The 16,363-nt window shown below is 44.4% G+C and carries 17 protein-coding genes; 6 read left to right on the top strand and 11 right to left on the bottom strand.

The window, feature by feature from the left end:
- Positions 1-671 precede the first annotated feature (671 nt).
- Positions 672-905: a YcxB family protein gene (locus OCU49_RS09860; protein ID WP_261844809.1), complete on the top strand. Its 234-nt coding sequence runs from the start codon at positions 672-674 to the stop codon at positions 903-905.
- Positions 906-1,084: 179 nt separating this feature from the next.
- Here OCU49_RS09860 and OCU49_RS09865 read toward each other — a convergent pair whose 3' ends face one another.
- The 9 genes from OCU49_RS09865 to ectA form a co-directional block, all read right to left on the bottom strand.
- A complete protein-coding gene (locus OCU49_RS09865) occupies positions 1,085-2,302 on the bottom strand; it encodes a flavin monoamine oxidase family protein (protein WP_261844810.1) in 1,218 nt (405 codons plus the stop codon).
- A 239-nt stretch (positions 2,303-2,541) separates the two neighbouring features.
- Positions 2,542-3,048, bottom strand: coding sequence for a GNAT family N-acetyltransferase (locus tag OCU49_RS09870; RefSeq protein ID WP_261844811.1), 507 nt, complete (start codon positions 3,046-3,048; stop codon positions 2,542-2,544).
- 62 nt (positions 3,049-3,110) lie between these two features.
- Positions 3,111-3,368 (bottom strand): YjhX family toxin, encoded by a 258-nt coding sequence (locus OCU49_RS09875; protein ID WP_261844812.1) that lies wholly within the window; start codon positions 3,366-3,368, stop codon positions 3,111-3,113.
- A 188-nt stretch (positions 3,369-3,556) separates the two neighbouring features.
- Positions 3,557-4,093 carry a TetR/AcrR family transcriptional regulator gene (locus OCU49_RS09880; protein WP_261844813.1) on the bottom strand — a complete coding sequence of 179 codons (537 nt, stop codon included), beginning with the start codon at positions 4,091-4,093 and terminating at the stop codon, positions 3,557-3,559.
- Between the two features lie 725 nt (positions 4,094-4,818).
- Positions 4,819-6,276 carry an aspartate kinase gene (locus OCU49_RS09885; RefSeq protein ID WP_261844814.1) on the bottom strand — a complete coding sequence of 486 codons (1,458 nt, stop codon included), beginning with the start codon at positions 6,274-6,276 and terminating at the stop codon, positions 4,819-4,821.
- A 96-nt stretch (positions 6,277-6,372) separates the two neighbouring features.
- Positions 6,373-7,284 carry an ectoine hydroxylase gene (gene thpD, locus OCU49_RS09890; RefSeq protein ID WP_261844815.1) on the bottom strand — a complete coding sequence of 304 codons (912 nt, stop codon included), beginning with the start codon at positions 7,282-7,284 and terminating at the stop codon, positions 6,373-6,375.
- Between the two features lie 23 nt (positions 7,285-7,307).
- Positions 7,308-7,712: an ectoine synthase gene (locus OCU49_RS09895; RefSeq protein ID WP_261844816.1), complete on the bottom strand. Its 405-nt coding sequence runs from the start codon at positions 7,710-7,712 to the stop codon at positions 7,308-7,310.
- A gap of 264 nt (positions 7,713-7,976) precedes the next feature.
- On the bottom strand, positions 7,977-9,284 hold the full coding sequence (gene ectB, locus OCU49_RS09900; RefSeq protein ID WP_261844817.1) for a diaminobutyrate--2-oxoglutarate transaminase: 1,308 nt from the start codon (positions 9,282-9,284) through the stop codon (positions 7,977-7,979).
- A 51-nt stretch (positions 9,285-9,335) separates the two neighbouring features.
- Positions 9,336-9,830, bottom strand: a complete 495-nt coding sequence (gene ectA / locus OCU49_RS09905) for a diaminobutyrate acetyltransferase (protein ID WP_261844818.1) — start codon at positions 9,828-9,830, stop codon at positions 9,336-9,338.
- Between the two features lie 242 nt (positions 9,831-10,072).
- Between ectA and OCU49_RS09910 the strand changes: the two genes are divergently transcribed.
- Entirely contained in the window at positions 10,073-10,567 is a 495-nt protein-coding gene (locus OCU49_RS09910) for a MarR family winged helix-turn-helix transcriptional regulator (RefSeq protein WP_261844819.1), read from the top strand.
- An 89-nt stretch (positions 10,568-10,656) separates the two neighbouring features.
- On the opposite strand, the gene OCU49_RS09915 is transcribed toward OCU49_RS09910, so the two are convergent.
- Positions 10,657-11,274, bottom strand: coding sequence for a LysE family translocator (locus OCU49_RS09915; protein WP_261844820.1), 618 nt, complete (start codon positions 11,272-11,274; stop codon positions 10,657-10,659).
- Between the two features lie 135 nt (positions 11,275-11,409).
- On the opposite strand from OCU49_RS09915, the gene OCU49_RS09920 reads away from it, so the two are divergent.
- The 4 genes from OCU49_RS09920 (at position 11,410) to OCU49_RS09935 (ending at position 14,701) form a co-directional block, all read left to right on the top strand.
- A complete protein-coding gene (locus tag OCU49_RS09920; RefSeq protein WP_261844821.1) occupies positions 11,410-11,862 on the top strand; it encodes an Lrp/AsnC family transcriptional regulator in 453 nt (150 codons plus the stop codon).
- 225 nt (positions 11,863-12,087) lie between these two features.
- On the top strand, positions 12,088-13,050 hold the full coding sequence (gene rluF, locus OCU49_RS09925; RefSeq protein WP_261844822.1) for a 23S rRNA pseudouridine(2604) synthase RluF: 963 nt from the start codon (positions 12,088-12,090) through the stop codon (positions 13,048-13,050).
- Positions 13,051-13,172: 122 nt separating this feature from the next.
- Positions 13,173-14,006 (top strand): AraC family transcriptional regulator, encoded by an 834-nt coding sequence (locus OCU49_RS09930; RefSeq protein WP_336605377.1) that lies wholly within the window; start codon positions 13,173-13,175, stop codon positions 14,004-14,006.
- Between the two features lie 80 nt (positions 14,007-14,086).
- Positions 14,087-14,701 carry a LysE family translocator gene (locus OCU49_RS09935; RefSeq protein WP_261844823.1) on the top strand — a complete coding sequence of 205 codons (615 nt, stop codon included), beginning with the start codon at positions 14,087-14,089 and terminating at the stop codon, positions 14,699-14,701.
- Positions 14,702-14,711: 10 nt separating this feature from the next.
- Here the strand turns inward: OCU49_RS09935 and OCU49_RS09940 are convergent, their stop codons facing one another.
- Positions 14,712-16,277: a right-handed parallel beta-helix repeat-containing protein gene (locus OCU49_RS09940; protein ID WP_261844824.1), complete on the bottom strand. Its 1,566-nt coding sequence runs from the start codon at positions 16,275-16,277 to the stop codon at positions 14,712-14,714.
- Between the last annotated feature and the right edge of the window lie 86 nt (positions 16,278-16,363).

The following is a 16,363-nucleotide window of genomic DNA, read 5'->3' on the forward strand; positions in this document are numbered from 1 at the left end:
CGTTGTCTTCGTTTTAAATTCCTTCAATACATTGGTTGTGTATTCAAGGAAGTGACACGCAAACACTTCTGTTGTGTTTATTGCTGCGTTCCTTTATCTGCAGGGGCTTCAGATATTTCATTCACCGAAAGATATGATTAAACAAGAGGTTCAACATGGTGTTGTTCTTTCCCATTCAGCAAGAACTTGATTGCATTAGTGATAGTGGTCGCATTCTTGGGAAGATAAAGTTTGATGGCTCTGAATCTGAGTACATATTCTGCCCTGACGAGGAATCAATCGTTTTATCAGGCGTAGAAGAAGCGTGCATTGTAGAGAGGCTGGCGGGGCTTGCGTCAGGTAAGTACTCAATGGCTATGCAGGATGATGATTGATTCGTTCTGATCTGGTTGCTGGTCGGGAGTAAATCAAGGTGAAACATGACAGAGAATTATTCTTTTAGCACGTCTTTTACACTAAGTAAGACGTATTTATGTGAGTGTTATGAGCAATCGGTAGTACAAGATCCGTCTTTAATGAAATACAGACGGGCTGCTATTTAGTTGGTACTTGGTGTAGGGCTGCTAGCCTCTGATATGATCAGCAAATATATTGCTTATTTTGTGATTTCATTGGGGGCTTTAGAAGTTTTTAGCACCCGATATCATAAAACCTGGTGGCTTTGGCGGCAGATGTTAGGTAAATCTTATAAGAGCAAAGTCACTATCCATGTCGATGAAGAAGGGATCAATACTTGTTCGCAACATGTGAATGAAACGATTAAATGGCAGGATATTACAGAGATAAAGCAAACGGTTCTGGGAATGATTATTCGTTATCCCAAAGGGACCAGTTATCTTTCTAACAGTAATCTGGATGATGTATCAGTTGAATATATTGTTCAGCAAATAAAAGGGGCTCTGTAGAGTTTACTTTCCCTTCATCTGTTCAGGCGGAATAAAAAGAAAATTGCTATTAGGTAGCAGATTAAATATCGGCCTAAGTATTATCCTCGTACTGCCTCAGAAGGCCGTTATAAAGATAATGAGACCCTGATCTCAGATTTGTGAAATCGGGGTCGTCATTATTTCCTTCAAGGAATTCTTTATTCGAGAATTTGGTAAGCAGCTGAATAACCGGAAATAACAGCGCCCTGCACAGTTGAATTTTGCCCGTAACGGTCAAAGGTTTCTCCTGCGAAGTACACCTTATTACTAAGAGGGGCTTGAAGAGCTTCAATCAGGCTTTCGTCTTTATACTGGTCCGTCCATGTGCCCAGGGTAAATTGAGCCTTACCCCAGTCTTTCATCAGGTATTCGCCACTATAGGAAGCACTCGCCTTGCCGTCGAAGAGTTGATCCAGTTCAGTGAGTACCGCATTCACGATCGCCTGTTCTGATCCCAGACTGTAATAATACTCAGCCGATTCTCCTGTTGATAGTAAGCCAAATACTTTGTCCTCCGCTTCTTTTTGGTAGGCAACGTCGTAATAGGTTTTTTCTCCGCTATTGGTCTCTACTTCAATTGCGTCAGGGTAAAACTTGTTAGAAAACTTTAAGAAAAGCTTAAAGCCTGGCAGAAACGCTACTGACTGAATAGCTGCTTGTTTCTGCTGCGTCAGTTCAGGAATAAACCGAATGTAGTTTGCTTTCAGAACGCCAATGGAAACGGTTGAAATAACCTTATCAGCGAGGTATTGCTGTCCGTTAAGGGTTGTGACGATCACTTTATTACCTGAGTAATCAATAGCTGTAACCGGTGAGTTATAGATAATCTTACTTTCAACATGACTAGCGAAATGCTCTTGTACAAAAGAAAACCATGTTGAATTTTTGAATTTGTATTCCGGGTAACTCCACTGGATCAGCTTGAGTAAATAAGAGGGTACTTTTTCGTAAACACCGTCGTCCAGTGAGTACACATCGGAAGGGGAGTAGCGAATTAGTTCTCTGGAAGCGGGAGAGGTTTCTGGTTTGCCAGTCAGGCGGTTAAGAATACTCTTATCCTGATGAATCCATTCTGCTCCCAGGTCGATAGGAAAGTCTGCAAAACGAGTGTTTTGTTCCAGCCGGCCTCCATAACGTGAAGTTGCTTCCAGTATGGAATAATCAATGCCATTCTTTTCAAGCACTGTCGCCGCAGCCATACCAGCCGCGCCAGCCCCGATAATAATGACGTTGCCTTCGAAGTCGTGATTAACTGTTGTGATCAAGGTCTCAGGAGACGAATCCATCCAGTCTGTAAGCCAGCCCTCACCGAACGAGTGAGCTGTATAGAACGTCAGAGTTAAGATTACAGTAAGTACAGCTAATATTTTTTTCATTGCTAACCTGTAGGGGTTTATCCCGGCGCTTGAGTGTTCGGTGAGATGATATCCAGAAAGAAGTAAATATCAGGTTAAGTCGTTCAGTATTGACTGTATTAAGCTGGGGTAAGGGGAGTCTGGAGTTTCAGTTTTTAACACTGGAAGCAATGCTGGTATTTGGGGCTGTGCGGGGCTAAGTTTTTACTTACTTAATAAATAATTTTTGTGATTGTAAGGGGCGCAATAGCGCCCCTTATTTATACCTGTTCGCTTGGGTGTCCCCACATAAGCGGTGCGGCGTAAGGTCCGGTGATGCTTGACGTGGATTCTCCTACGTTGTCTAAAGCACCTGGCGTCAGTTCACGTGCAAACCAGCATTCCAGAGGGGCCATAGTTTTAACAGGAGGCCTCACCTTGTGAGGAGTGTTGTACCGATTGCCGTAGTGGTGTGGTTCACCCATAACAAAGATTACGTCAGCATCCAGTTGGCTTTCGGCTTCTTCCATTAGCCTGGTAGCGTAACCTTTGCCCTGATATTCAGGCAGTACTGCCAAAGGCGCTAGCACATAGCATGTTAAGTGTGGGACTGAGTCTATGCGAATAGGGGTGTAACAGGCGTGTGCCACGCCCTCATGTACGATAGAAAAGCTACCATCCTCAATCAGAGCATTTGCAAACTCTGCGTATAGTTTCGCGTGCCGCTCATCGTACAGGCCGCCAGCAGCAGCAAAGGCTTCGAATTGTATTTGGTAAGGTGTTTTCATTAGAAAAATCTCCTTTTGTGTAGGCGTATAGCCTTGGTTTTAAACATAATGGGCCAGCAGTGTTATCGCTGCATCATTTGTGACTGAACAGAGCTGGCGCCTAATTTAGTGATGCGATAGGGCTGGCTTTTTATCGAGCTGATCAGTTTTTTACGTCTTAAGTGTTTGAAAGTATTAAGCGTGCATCCGGAAAGGGCATTACCTTCCCGGGTGTAACAAGTGACTTCATAGATTTTTCCGCTTTCTCTGCGCAGGTAATGAACCGAGCCACCAAGAGCGAGAATGTGCAATATGCGTTGTTCTTGCTTTGATATATTCAATTGAGAACCTCAAATTTTTAGAGTGATGGTTACCTTTTCATCGTTTGCTAAAGAGCTTTGTTAAAGTTTCAGACCCTTTAAAGCCTGTCGAGATAGAAAGGCTGTTTTTTTGATAGTTAAACTAACCGACCGTCCGGTCAGTAATTTAAATAAATTTATAGGTAGCAAGCACGTATAATTCATGCGGCTTAGCTGTATTTTTTTATTAACTCATCTTTAATAAGCATCAGAGGAAATGCATCATAAGAGAACAAGTAATTCATAGCGGTGCCATCGATTTCAGCAATAAACAAATGGCTAAGAACCCGGCTATTGTCTTTTGATAGTTGGCTAAAAATATCTTCTGTTGTTTCAAGCAGCATAGTTGCTCTTTCTTCTATCAGATCGCTTAGAATTGCTCTCGTTGTGGGTTGTAGCAATACGTTAAGGTTAAACTGATATAGTTTTCGGTGTTCAATCATTGAGGCGAAAATCGACTCTATGAGGGCAGCTAATCGCTGTCTAGGGTCAGATATTCTTGCCTGCTCCCTATTCAGTTCTCCGATGATTTCTGTGGTTCTGACGAAGATCTCTCTAAGCAAAATATCTTTATTTTTAAAATGGTGGAAAACCAGGCCTTTTGAAACATTAGCGCCTTCGCAAATGGCTGATATAGGTGTTTTTTCAAACCCGTTCTCAGAGAAAAGCTCGGTGGCTATATTCAGTATCTGTTCTCGTTTATCCATGCTCTTTCTTTACCACTTTTCTCTATTACTTGGCGCTACAGTAGAAAATTACAAACTGACCGGTCGGTCAGTGTTGGTGGCACTTTAGTTTTAGTGCGAATGTTTTGTCAACGATTTATTGTTCTGGAACAGCAGTGATATATGGATTAGCAAACAGAGCAGTGCCTGATAATTATGTCGGTGTAAGTATTATTTAGTTAGAGAAGGGCAGAGAAGGTAAGCATACCGGCATATTAATACTGTCTAGCTTTTGGGTTATTTTTAATGGTATTACCGCGCATTGTGGGAGTTGTGAGTGATTATTGTCTGGGATAGATCTCTTCAGTAAAGCTTTCGACCAGAGCTTTCCAGTAGAGCTTTCCAGTAGAGCTTTCCAGTAGAGCTTTTCAGTAGAGCTTTTCAGTAGAGCTCGTGTGATGATGTAAAGGCACTTAACAGAAGTGCCTTATATTTAGGGCTCAAAGGGTGCTTCTATCTGTCTTCGTCAGGTCTTTTTGGCACAAAAACAGCAATTGTCACTACGATCAGGATAACAGCAGCAGCGATATAGCCTAGGCGTTCCAGAGTAATTCCCTCAATACTATGTGCCTGATAAAACAAAAAAATCGCTAGACATACTGCTACGATTGCGCCAAAGATTTTCATAATCACCCTTATGTTTTGTTAACCTGCTCAGGCCCTACATGCTACTGGATAAATGGGGCCAGATAAAACACTAAGCCGGCTTAGTTTATATGTGCTGTGGAATAAGCAGCTATACAGATCGCATTGCCATGTTCGTGTACTTCTACTAAATCACGGTGCAGGCTTTTTACGGTCATTTCATAGTCAGTTTCTTCAATGACAAATTGCATATCTACTTGTCGCATCGATTGATGGATTGCCAGTACGCTAATGTTGTCATTGGCGATTGCGGAGACTGCTTTTGCCAGCATTCCGGGGACTTTTATATCACTGCCGATGGCAGAGACTACCGCGACCTTTTTCTGGTCAAGTTCTGCTTCAGTGAAACGCTCTTGCAGTGCGGACTGTATACGTTTAACTGTTTTCAGGTTTGTGGCCAGATAATGAGTTATTGTATTAGCGTTCATATCTTTGGATATAACATGTGCCCGAAAGCGCTTAATCAGCGCCATGATCTCCTGATCATAATTGTCTATATTGCCCACCATGTCCTGATCGAATAGCTCAAGCGCATAGACGCCTTTTCGGCCAGCGATGATTTCAACACAGGGGGTATCGCTAACATAGTCGCCAGTAATTAATGTGCCGGTGTGTTCTGGCTCAAAAGTGTTTTTTATACGCAGTGGTACGCTGTTCTGTCGCAAGCCTTTTGCCGCTTTAGGGTGGATAGCTTCCATCCCAAGGTTGGCTAACTGGTCAGCGACATCATAATTGGTCCGGCCTATTGGTACTGCATTTTCTTCGCCTACCAGGCGAGGGTCTGCAGTACTAAGGTGAAATTCCTTATGAATGATTGCTTCCCGTGCATTGGTTAAAACGGCCAGACGGCTAAAAGTCATCTCGCTGTAACCGCGGTCGAAAGAAGACATCAGGCCATCTTCACTGTGTGCATAGCCGGTGACTATTGGCAGTTGATTGTCGAGATTTATGTGTTGGAATGCATTGCGAATACGATCATCCAGCGGCAGGTGCTGCTCAGTATTCCAACCGGTCAGGTCAATGTAGCAGGCGTTGATACCATCTCGCTTCAAGAGCTCTGTCATATTCCATGCGCTGTGTGCTTCGCCAATACTGGCGAGCATCTCTCTGACGGTGGCAAGGTGCGCATTCAGGGCGAAATGACCATGCATACACAGACTGTACAGGTCGGTCAGGCATTTTTGTGCTTGTTGTAACCGTTCGTCAATAAAGTCATTGGCAAGGGCTAGCAAGCTGCTTTCACCGAAGAGTGAATGGTTGATGGCATACATCTCAGATCTAAGTTGTTCGAGCGCCTGTAGCCAGCTTTTGTCTTCCATGCTGCTGGCAAAAAGTGCGTAAATACCGGGCTGGCCACTTTTCTTATGCTCGAGCAGTTTATCTGTAATACCGCCATACGCTGAGACAACGAAAACCCGTTGATAGAGACTTTTCTGATTCCCCGGTTTGTGAATAATGTTATCTCTGACAGACGGGTAGTCTGACATAGATGTACCGCCTATTTTCTCGATAGTATGCATAATTCTCGAATGTGTTAATGATGATACTTGGTTTAAATCCAGTCGTGATAGTTTGGATGTAAATGAAGAACCGCTAATTAGCGGCTCATTTTTTTGCTATATAGCGACTGAAGACAAAGGGGTGATCTTGTCACGGCTGCAAATATATTCCGGCCTCGGTGGCTGGTGGCAGAATGGCTGCTGAACCCGGTTGCTGATGGCGTTATAGACAAAGAAAACATTTGAACGGGGCTCCGGAGTAATGTTGCCATTGGAGCCGTGCATAGTGTTGCAGTCAAACACTATGACACTGCCGGGCTTGCACTTGGCGACTGTGATTCCGCCTTTCTTCACCATGTCTTTCAGTTGAGTGTCAGAAGGGACGCCGTATTCCTGCTTTTTGAGAGAAGCCTGGTAATGGTTGTCAGGCGTATCACCCGCGCAGGCGGCGTATTGGCGATGTGACCCCGGAATTAGCATAAGCGGACCATTATGCTCATGGTTTTCTGTCAGCGTAATAGACATGCTTAGCGCTCGCATTCGAGGCATTCCATCTTCTACGTGCCAGGTTTCAAAGTCTGAATGCCAGTAAAATTCTTTACCGCGAAAGCCCGGTTTATAGTTAAGACGGGACTGATGAATATACACATCGTCATCGAGAATGTAGCGTGCCAATTCAGCTAACCGTTCGTCCGCCGCAAGTGAGCTGAAAATCGGGTTGTTTTCATGTACACGAAACACTGACCTTACGTCACCGCTTTCTGGTTCAGTAATAGTTTCACCAGAGTTTTTGACGGCTTCGTCATTGTGCAGTCGTTCCAGTTCCTGTTGAAATATTTGCACTTCCGCTTTAGAGAACAATCCTTCCAGAATCATGAAGCCGTTTTCAGCATAATGTCTGATCTGCTTATCAGAGACTGGTGTTAGTCTGTTTCCGGAAGCATAGACAGTTGGATCCTGGCGTTCGATATAGTGCTCCAGTCCCTGGCGGGAAGGGTAGATATCAGTTGGTTGCGCTTGGTTTGTCATAAAATACCCTCCCAGGTTGATTATCAGGCCGATACAGCTTCAGCTTCCAGTTCATAGGCACCTTCAGTGTTATGAACTTCTTTTCCGTTCAGTGGAGGGTTAAAAACGCAGGCCATCTGCATTTCTTCAAAGGCTCGCAGAATATGTTTGTCATGCTTGTCCAGAATGTAAAGCGTGCCCGGTTTAATTGGGTATACCTTGCCGTCAGATAATGTTTCAACTTCGCCCTCACCTGAAACACAGTAAACGGATTCCAGATGATTCTGATAATGCATCTGAAAATCGGCATGCTTATAAATAGTGGTGATATGGAAGGAGAAACCCATATTGTCATCCTTGAGTAGCATGCGGGTGCTCTCCCAGTTGCCATCAGGGGATACAATTCGGCGATTACTTTGTTCTGCTGTTATTAAGTCACGAACGATCATTACTATTCCTTCATTCAATTATGCTGTTATGTATCGGGCTCGAGCGTGATCACCATATCCTCACTGCCGGATACGGTGACCACTTCATCGGCCGGGATCAATAAAACCTGTTGCGGTTTAATGCGGCAGGGTAGGGAGCGGGACATCAGACGAATCAGGCCTGAGCCACTAATGCAGGTCAGAATATATGTCTGTCCTGGTTCCCTTTCTGGAAGGAGCAAACGTTCTCCATCCAGATATAAATCAGCGCTTGCTGAGGCATGCTTAGCTGGCAAGTGCGACCGGGTCGAAGTACTTTTTCTGTTCCGGAATTGAATCTTCTGTAGCGCAAACCTCACGGATAGCTTCCTCCAGAATATCGATGCCTTTTGCCAGATTATTGATATCGATAATGAGCGGACAAAAGAGCTTTACAACATGATCATCTGCACCGCTTGTTTCGATAATCAGGCCTTTCTGAAATGCTTTCTTAGTGATTTTTCCGGCCAGTTCGCCGTTGACGCAATTGATACCCTGGAACATGCCGCGGCCGCGGGTAGTGAAGTTACCGTTACCGTATTGCTTTACGATCTTGGTAAGGCGGTCTGATACAAAGCTGCCTTTACGCATTATTTCTTTGCTGAAAACATCATCAGACCAATAGTGATCAATGGCTGCTTTGGCTGTTACAAATGCAAAGTTATTACCGCGGAAAGTACCGTTGTGCTCGCCGGGTTTCCACTGATCCAACTCTGGTTTGAACAGGACTACAGCGAAGGGGAGTCCGTATCCACCCAGTGATTTAGAAAGGGTGACAATGTCCGGTTTGATGCCTGCCTCTTCGAAACTGAAGTAAGTGCCTGTACGACCGCAGCCGGCCTGAATATCGTCCACAATTAAGAGTACTTCGTGCTTTTTACATACGAAATCAAGTTGCTTGAGCCATTGGACATCGGCTACGTTGATACCGCCTTCTCCCTGAACGGTTTCAACAATAACAGCTGCAGGTTTATCTATACCGCTGCTTGAATCGCTGAGTACTTTGTCCAGATAAACCGTGGTATCAATATCGTCACCTAAATATCCGTCATAAGGCATTCGGCTAACGCCGCTCAAGCTGACACCTGCTGCACCACGGTGATGAGAGTTGCCGGTAGCGGCAAGCGCGCCCATGCTGACACCATGGAATCCGTTGGTGAAGCTGATAACGTTTTCCCGTCCGGTAATGTTACGGGCCAGTTTTAAGGCAGCTTCAACAGCGTTAGTTCCGGTCGGTCCTGTGAATTGCATTACATAGTTGAGATTACGGGGCTTAAGGATTTTTTCGTTGAAAGCCTCCATAAATTCGCCCTTTGCTTTGGTATGTAAATCAAGCCCGTGAGTAATGCCATCGCTATGGATGTAGTCGAGAAGTTTTTCCTTAAATATAGGGTTGTTGTGGCCGTAGTTCAGCGTGCCGGCACCTGCCAGAAAATCAAGGTATTGATTGCCATCCTCGTCATACAAATGTTCGCCCTGAGCCTTGTTAAAGATGCGTGGGAACGAGCGGGCGTAGGATTGAACTTCAGATTCAATCTCTTCAAAAATTTTCATGACAGTACTCTTTGATAGTGAATTATATGATTTATTTAGAAAGGCGAAGTATTAACGTGACAGAGGGCCGATTCTGGCGAGTAGCTCAGAATCATGCTCGTCGTTGAAGTGAGTTATCCGGTCAAATATCACTGAATGCTCAAGCGGTGCGTCGAAGTGCTTTGCCAGCCGGTTGAATAATGCCCATGAGGCATTATTTGTTTCAGTAATCGTTGTTTCCAGGTGAGTAACAGAGATGTGTTCATCTCGTTCGAGAAGTTGCTGAAGCATTTGACTGCCAAGCCCACAATTACGAGCGTCTGAGCTGACTGCTACTTGCCAGATGAATAAGGTTTTATGATTGCCCGGCTTAAGGTAACCGCTGATGAAACCTAAAATATTGCCATGCTTTTCAGCAATAATAGACGTGTCTACAAAATGACAGCACTGCAACAGATTACAGTAGCTGGAGTTGCTATCTAATTCTGGAATTCTGGATATAAGTTGATGTACTGACTGGCCATCTCTAGCGGTGGGTTTGCGTAAAGTTACGCCTGAAGTATTCATTGCATCCCTAATTGATAGTATTACGAATATTTAGCATTGCTAAGCTTCTTTTATTATAGAACATACTGAATTGTCTTTAACAACAGTAAAATGTAGGTATTTAGCATAAAGTACTGAAATAATTGTTTTGAATTACAAATAAAATTGATTTGAAACCTGTGGGTAGATAGATAAAGGCGCGTTAAATACGTAGAATGGCCGATTTTAAAGTGTCATTGCTTCATTGCTGAGCAGGAATATTGATGGAAAATAGCCAGAAAGCACTTGTGTTGCTGCGACAGATTATTCGATCTGCTGATATGCAGGACAAAGAAATTAGCCGCAGAACAGGGCTGACTCCTGCACAGCTGATAGTTATGCAAACGCTACGGGAAAATGTCCATCTGACGACCGGTGAGCTGGCCAAAGAAATGGCTATAACTCAGGCTACCGTCACCAGTATTCTGGATCGTCTTGAGAAAAAAGCTTTAGTTGCCCGGGAGCGTGGTGTCGAAGATAAACGCAAGGTATGGGTTAGCCTCACTGACGATGGCGTTGAGTTGATGAAAGGGGCTCCCACCACGCAGCAGGATGTGTTTGTGCGTCACTTTGAAGATATACAAAACTGGGAGCAGTCGATGGTTGTGGCAAGCCTGGAACGGGTTGCTTTCATGCTCAACGCACAGCATCTCGATGCTGCTCCTGTGTTGGATATAGGCCAGTTAGATCGCGCTCAGAATGAGCAATCTGATAGCTAAATATTTTTTTGGCTACTTTGGTTTCGTAATCGATGCTGTGCGATGGAATGGCTTTAACTGTCGCCACCTTTTAGTTACAGAGTGTTTGTTTACAGAACGACACTTAAGATTTGCCAGCCGCCAAATCCTAGCAGTAACACTCCTGCCGCTTTGCTGATCAGCTCAATTGTTGATGCGTGTATTTTATGTCGGATGATAGATACCGATGTGGATAGCATCAGCCACCATATAGCTGAACCGAGAAATACACCTGTCACCATAGTCATGGCGGATTGGGTATTGAGCATCATGCTGCCACTTAATGCAGAGAACACTGCGATGAATGACAGAATTGTCATTGGGTTAGCCAGGGTTAACGCCATGGTTGATATAAACGCCTGAATGTTACTTGTTCCGACCTGCAAAGATGCTGCTTTAGTGTTGGCTGACGTCCTCAGCAGTTGGTAACCCATCCAGATCAGAAACAGGCCGCCAAATAGTGCAAGTGGTGTTGCTGCGGTTGTGAATATTTGAGTGACGGCGGTTAAACCAAAAGCACCTATAGCACCGTAAATAGCATCAGCAGTTGCAGCGCCTAATCCGCAGGCAAGGCCTGTTTTAGCACCGCTGATGAGTGTACGTTGCATGCATAGCAGCCCAATAGGTCCGACAGGGGCTGCGATTGATAAGCCTATTACTGATGCTTTGGTAAGTAATACATAGTCCATCGATATCTCCGTGAATATCCGTAAAAACAATACAAATATTCTGACAAGAGGCGCAAATTATTTGAATAGGTTAGTTACGGCAATGGTTTGATTTAGGCTAAACTATTTAGGTAAAAATCAATTTTGGCCGAAACTATGAATATTGATCCTATTTCCTGGCAAATCTTAAACGCTGTACAAAATGATGGCCGTATTTCTTTAAAGGCATTAGCAGCTGAGATCGGTTTGTCATTACCTGCTACTTCTGAAAGGCTGAAACGGCTGGAAGAAGCGGGCATTATCAGCGGTTATCGGGCAGTAGTTAAACCTGAGTCTGTAGGGTATGGGGTAATGGCTATTATGGCTATGACGACCTTACAGCCGGATAAAGCCCGCCTGATTAAGTTGCTCACGGATATGCCTGAAGTTATCGAGTGCCTGCACGTAACCGGTCAGGACTCATACGTCATACGCGTAGTTACCCGGGATTTGCAACACCTGGAGGATTTTGCCGGCAGTATTAATCAGTATGGTGAAACCCGTACCTCTATCGTGTTATCTCATCCAATACGCTTACGGCCAGTGAGTTCGTTAGCTAATCATGACTGACACTTCTGTGATTATAAGTAGTTGTTTGGTGGAACAGTTAAAGTTTTTCTGTTTGCTAAAGGCTTAGGTAAATCTCAGTAAAGGAAAGCAAATAAATGGCATATATCTGTGCCTTTTGTTACCTTGCTGTGCTGTGGAAACGCCTGATCTGAAGCGCTGTCGCTTCTTAATTAAGGTAATTCGGTTTTCCTGCCTGCCATATTCAAATTATTAAGACGAAATTATATGTTTAATGACACCTCTACCCGATTAAATAAGTACATAAGTGAAAGTGGCATTTGCTCGAGAAGAGAAGCCGATCGCTATATTGAGCAGGGTAATGTTTACATTAATGGCAAGCGGGCACAGATAGGTGACAAAGTATCTCCGGGTGATCTGGTAAAAGTTAATGGTCAGCCGATTGAGCCTCAGGATGCCGAAGAGTTTATCTTTATTGCTTTGAACAAGCCGGTGGGCGTTGTCAGTACGACTGAAAGCAGTGAACGAAATAACATTGTAGATTTTGTAAACCACAGCGAGCGGATTTTTCCGATCGGCCGGCTAGATAAAGATTCGCAGGGGCTGATCTTTCTGACCAGTAATGGCGATCTGGTAAACAAAATACTGCGTGCCGGTAATAACCACGAGAAAGAATACATCGTCACCGTTAATAAGCCTGTTACCGATGAGTTTATTACGGGTCTTGGTGCCGGGGTTCCCATGCTCGGAGTCACGACCAAAAAGTGCAAGGTGGTAAAAGAATCCTCCCATGCTTTCCGGATCACTCTGATTCAGGGGCTTAACCGTCAGATTCGTCGTATGTGTGAGCACTTTGGCTACGAAGTCGAGAAGCTCAGCCGTGTGCGTATTATGAATATTGACTTGAAGGGCTTACCTGCAGGTGAATGGCGGGACCTGACTGACGAAGAGCTGATGGTGTTATTGAAGTCAGTAGAAAAGTCTTCTTCAGGCAGTTCTAAGCAAGGCAGTTCAAAACAATCCGGTTCAAAAAAGCCTGGTTCAAAACAGTCTAATTCTAAGTCATCAGGCTCTCGGCAGTCGAATGAATCCGGTAAATCAGCACAGTCTAAAAAGCCGTCAAGATCCGGCAAGTCATCAGGTGCTGCGGCAGGTCGACAGCATAAGCCAAAAGCGACAAACAGCAGAGGCGGTTCACAGCGTTTAGGTAAGAAAAAGACCCGCCGCTAAATTTGTTATATCGAGAAATTAAGTGGCGTAAAACGCGCAATTTTGTCCAAGTAATTTGTGTGTGCTTCGCTCTATACTTCATCTGTGCCTGTGAATGGCTTACTGTGTGTTAGCGGTGACAGATGATGAAATGTGATAATCAGTTCCAATACTTCAAAAGCAAGAACCTGGATCAGGTGACGGTGCTGCAGGCTGAGATGAATGATTTTTCTTATGGCAGGCATGCCCATGAGGAATATTCCTTCGGTGTAACGCTAGCAGGCCGGCAGGATTTTTTTGCTGGTCGTGCATTTCATCGCAGTCATCCGGGTAACGTTATTATCTTTAATCCAGGTGAGGTTCATGATGGTCAGTCCGGAGTGGATGATACCTTGCAGTATCGCATGCTCTATATACACCCTGATCAGCTCGAGCCTATGCTTGAAAGTGCCGGTATCAGGCACAGCAAAGACTTTCAGATTGTCGATACTATGCTGGATGATCCTGAGTTGCGTCAGAGTATCCTCAGTATGGCTTTGTTTATTGAAAACAAAACCGGGGACCAACTGCAGGAAGAGTGCGAGCTTTTTCGGATGGCTGAGCGCATCGCGAAGCGTTATGGCGAGTGCTCTACCGATACAAAACAACGGAAATCAGATCAGTTATTGCTGCGGGCACGGGACTTTATTCATGACAATATCCATGCGGATATGTCTCTGGATGAGATTAGCCAGCAGTCCTGCCTGTCCAAATATCATTTTCTGCGAATGTTTCGACAGCAATTTGGTATTACGCCGCATCAGTACCTTCTTAACTGCCGCATAAATCGTGCTCGCGAAGATCTCGAGTCAGGTATAGCACTTGACGATGTGGTTTTCACATATGGTTTCAGTGACCTGAGCCACTTTAACCGTCGGTTTAAACCTGTCTTTGGTATGACCCCACGGCAATATCAGCAGCATTGTCTAAGCGCTTGAAATAAGTCGCTATTGCTGCTGCAAAGCAGTTAGTTCCGTATTTAATTCCACTTTTTTTTTCTACTTCCAGGGTCATCACTATGGTTGAAATACTCGCGTACGCCTTTGGCATTATGTACACCCCAGGGCCAGCTAATTTGCTGAGCATGAATGCAGGGCTGAACGGTCATTTACGCTCGACAGTCGCATTTTGCCTGGGAGTAGCAAGTGCAATGTTGCTGTTATTTATATTATTTGGCTATACCGGTGCCTGGCTGGTGGGTCCCCGTTATCAATTACTGATCAGTTGCCTGGGGAGCATGTATATCATGTATCTGGCGTATAAAATTGGCTGGTCCAGTATTCGGACACCGGTCGCTGAAGCGGTGGAGCAGACTTCCACGCACAGGCTGAATTATAAAGCTGGGTTGATAATGCAGTTACTCAACCCTAAGGCTTTTGTGGCTATATTACCGATAGTAACGGTGCAGTTTCCTGAGGCGCAGATTTCAGGAGAAGCAATTATAGTTTGGTCATTATTGCTCTCATGCATGGCTTTTGGTGCGCCGGCCAGTTACCTGTTGATGGGTGCGCATTTGGGAAAACGTATACGGGAACCGCGTTATTTCCGCGTTCTTAATTTATGTATGGCTGCACTGCTCTTATATGTGGCGGGAGATATTGCCTATAACCATGTGTATCTGAAATGGGGGTAGCTGTTTCCCTTTATTCATACTTTTTAAATTCAGGGCCTTTAGTCAGCGTGTCGCCCTGATACGCACCGATAGCGATCTTCTTGGTTTTGTTTGGATTTTTAGACTGAATGCTAACCCACTTAAGATTGAAGACGTCGCAAAGGGGTTTGCCTTTAGCCTGCTTGGGTGTTTTCAGTCTCAGATCTCCTTTAAGGGAATCTTTAAACTCAAATGCCTGATCGGTAATACCGTGCTTTTCCTGTTTATATTTGTCTTTGAGTTCACCAAAGCCCGCTGTTGAAATGTCGTAATCAAAATAGAGATTACTGGGCCATATTGCGTTTTCAGGAAGCTTTTTTGTTAAGGCATCCCGCGAGATGCACAGACAGTGTTGGTCGGTATAATTCGCGTGATCACAAAACTGATAGGCGTTATTAAAGTGGTGAAGGTGGTTAATATTGCTTTTTTTAATAGCGTAAGAGCGGGTATACCAGCTGTTGTTGAATATGTAGCTGTCTTTTGATGTTTTTGGATGCTTACCAAATTTGAAAATTTTACCGCCCCGGCCAGTTTGGTTTGGCATTCCTGGTTGGTCATTAAACCAGCCAATGTTGCCATAAATTAACCAGTGGCCGCCCGCGACGTTATCAAATGAGAAGGGGGCGTGATTATTAATAAACTCGTTGTGATATATGTGCCAGTTAAGTGCATGGCCTTCAGGTTCTATCGCGTTATCGCGTATGTAGCGGAAGGTATTCGCATAGATCTGTACGTTTAGATTTCGATCTGAAACATCATCAGTATCGATTGCCATGCGCAGTCCATTGAAAGCGTATTCAATAGTGTTATGGCTGAAGATAATGCCGCTTTTGAAATTCAGGCTGCCAAAGAAACCACCATTCATGTGCGAATAGTGAGTGTGATGGGTATAGAGCCAGTCGATATCTTGCCAAATGGCTTCACTGGGATCTTGCTTCCAGTAATTGTGAGTGATTTCAAAGTCTTCACTGTCAGGGCCTGCGGCAAAAATGGGATAACGACCGTCCTGTATGTGGTTATGTTTGATGTGAACGTTCTGGCAGTTTTCTGCAAACACAAAACAAGGCCAACAGCCTTCGGCATACAGGTTTTCAATGACGATGCCATTGGTATCTTTGATCTTAATGAAGGCGTAATCGTCAGCACCTGGTAATTCTGGATAGATGTTTGTCGGCGAATTCGTGCCACAGAGAATGGTCTTTTTCCCCATTCCACTGATGGTGAGCGGTGCAGAATTATTGGTATGTGGTTTGCTGATATAAACCGGTTGGTAATATTTCCCTGGCAGTAACTGCACTTTTGTATGCTTGCCAGCAAAACGGATAGCGTTCTCAAGTGTGTAAGTTTGTGTGGGTGTTTTTGCCGGATCATTCAGAGGGGCATTCTGGTAGTCAGTGATCTCACCTGTTTCTATAAAACGGTTCGGAAGCACTCTTATATCACCCTGTGGAGAGCAGAAAATTAGCTTAGGTACTTCATGTTCATTTTTTTCAAAAATCATACCGCGGTGGATCATGGCGGGGATTTCTTCGAGTGCGTCACAGCATTCCTTTGGCATGGTTCTCTCCTGAACATAAACAGATGTGAATTACAGTAACCATACAGTAAGAAAAACCATTGCTTCAAGCAGATGTGTTACGGCAA

The organism is Aliamphritea ceti, assembly GCF_024347215.1.
Lineage (GTDB): Bacteria > Pseudomonadota > Gammaproteobacteria > Pseudomonadales > Balneatricaceae > Amphritea > Amphritea ceti.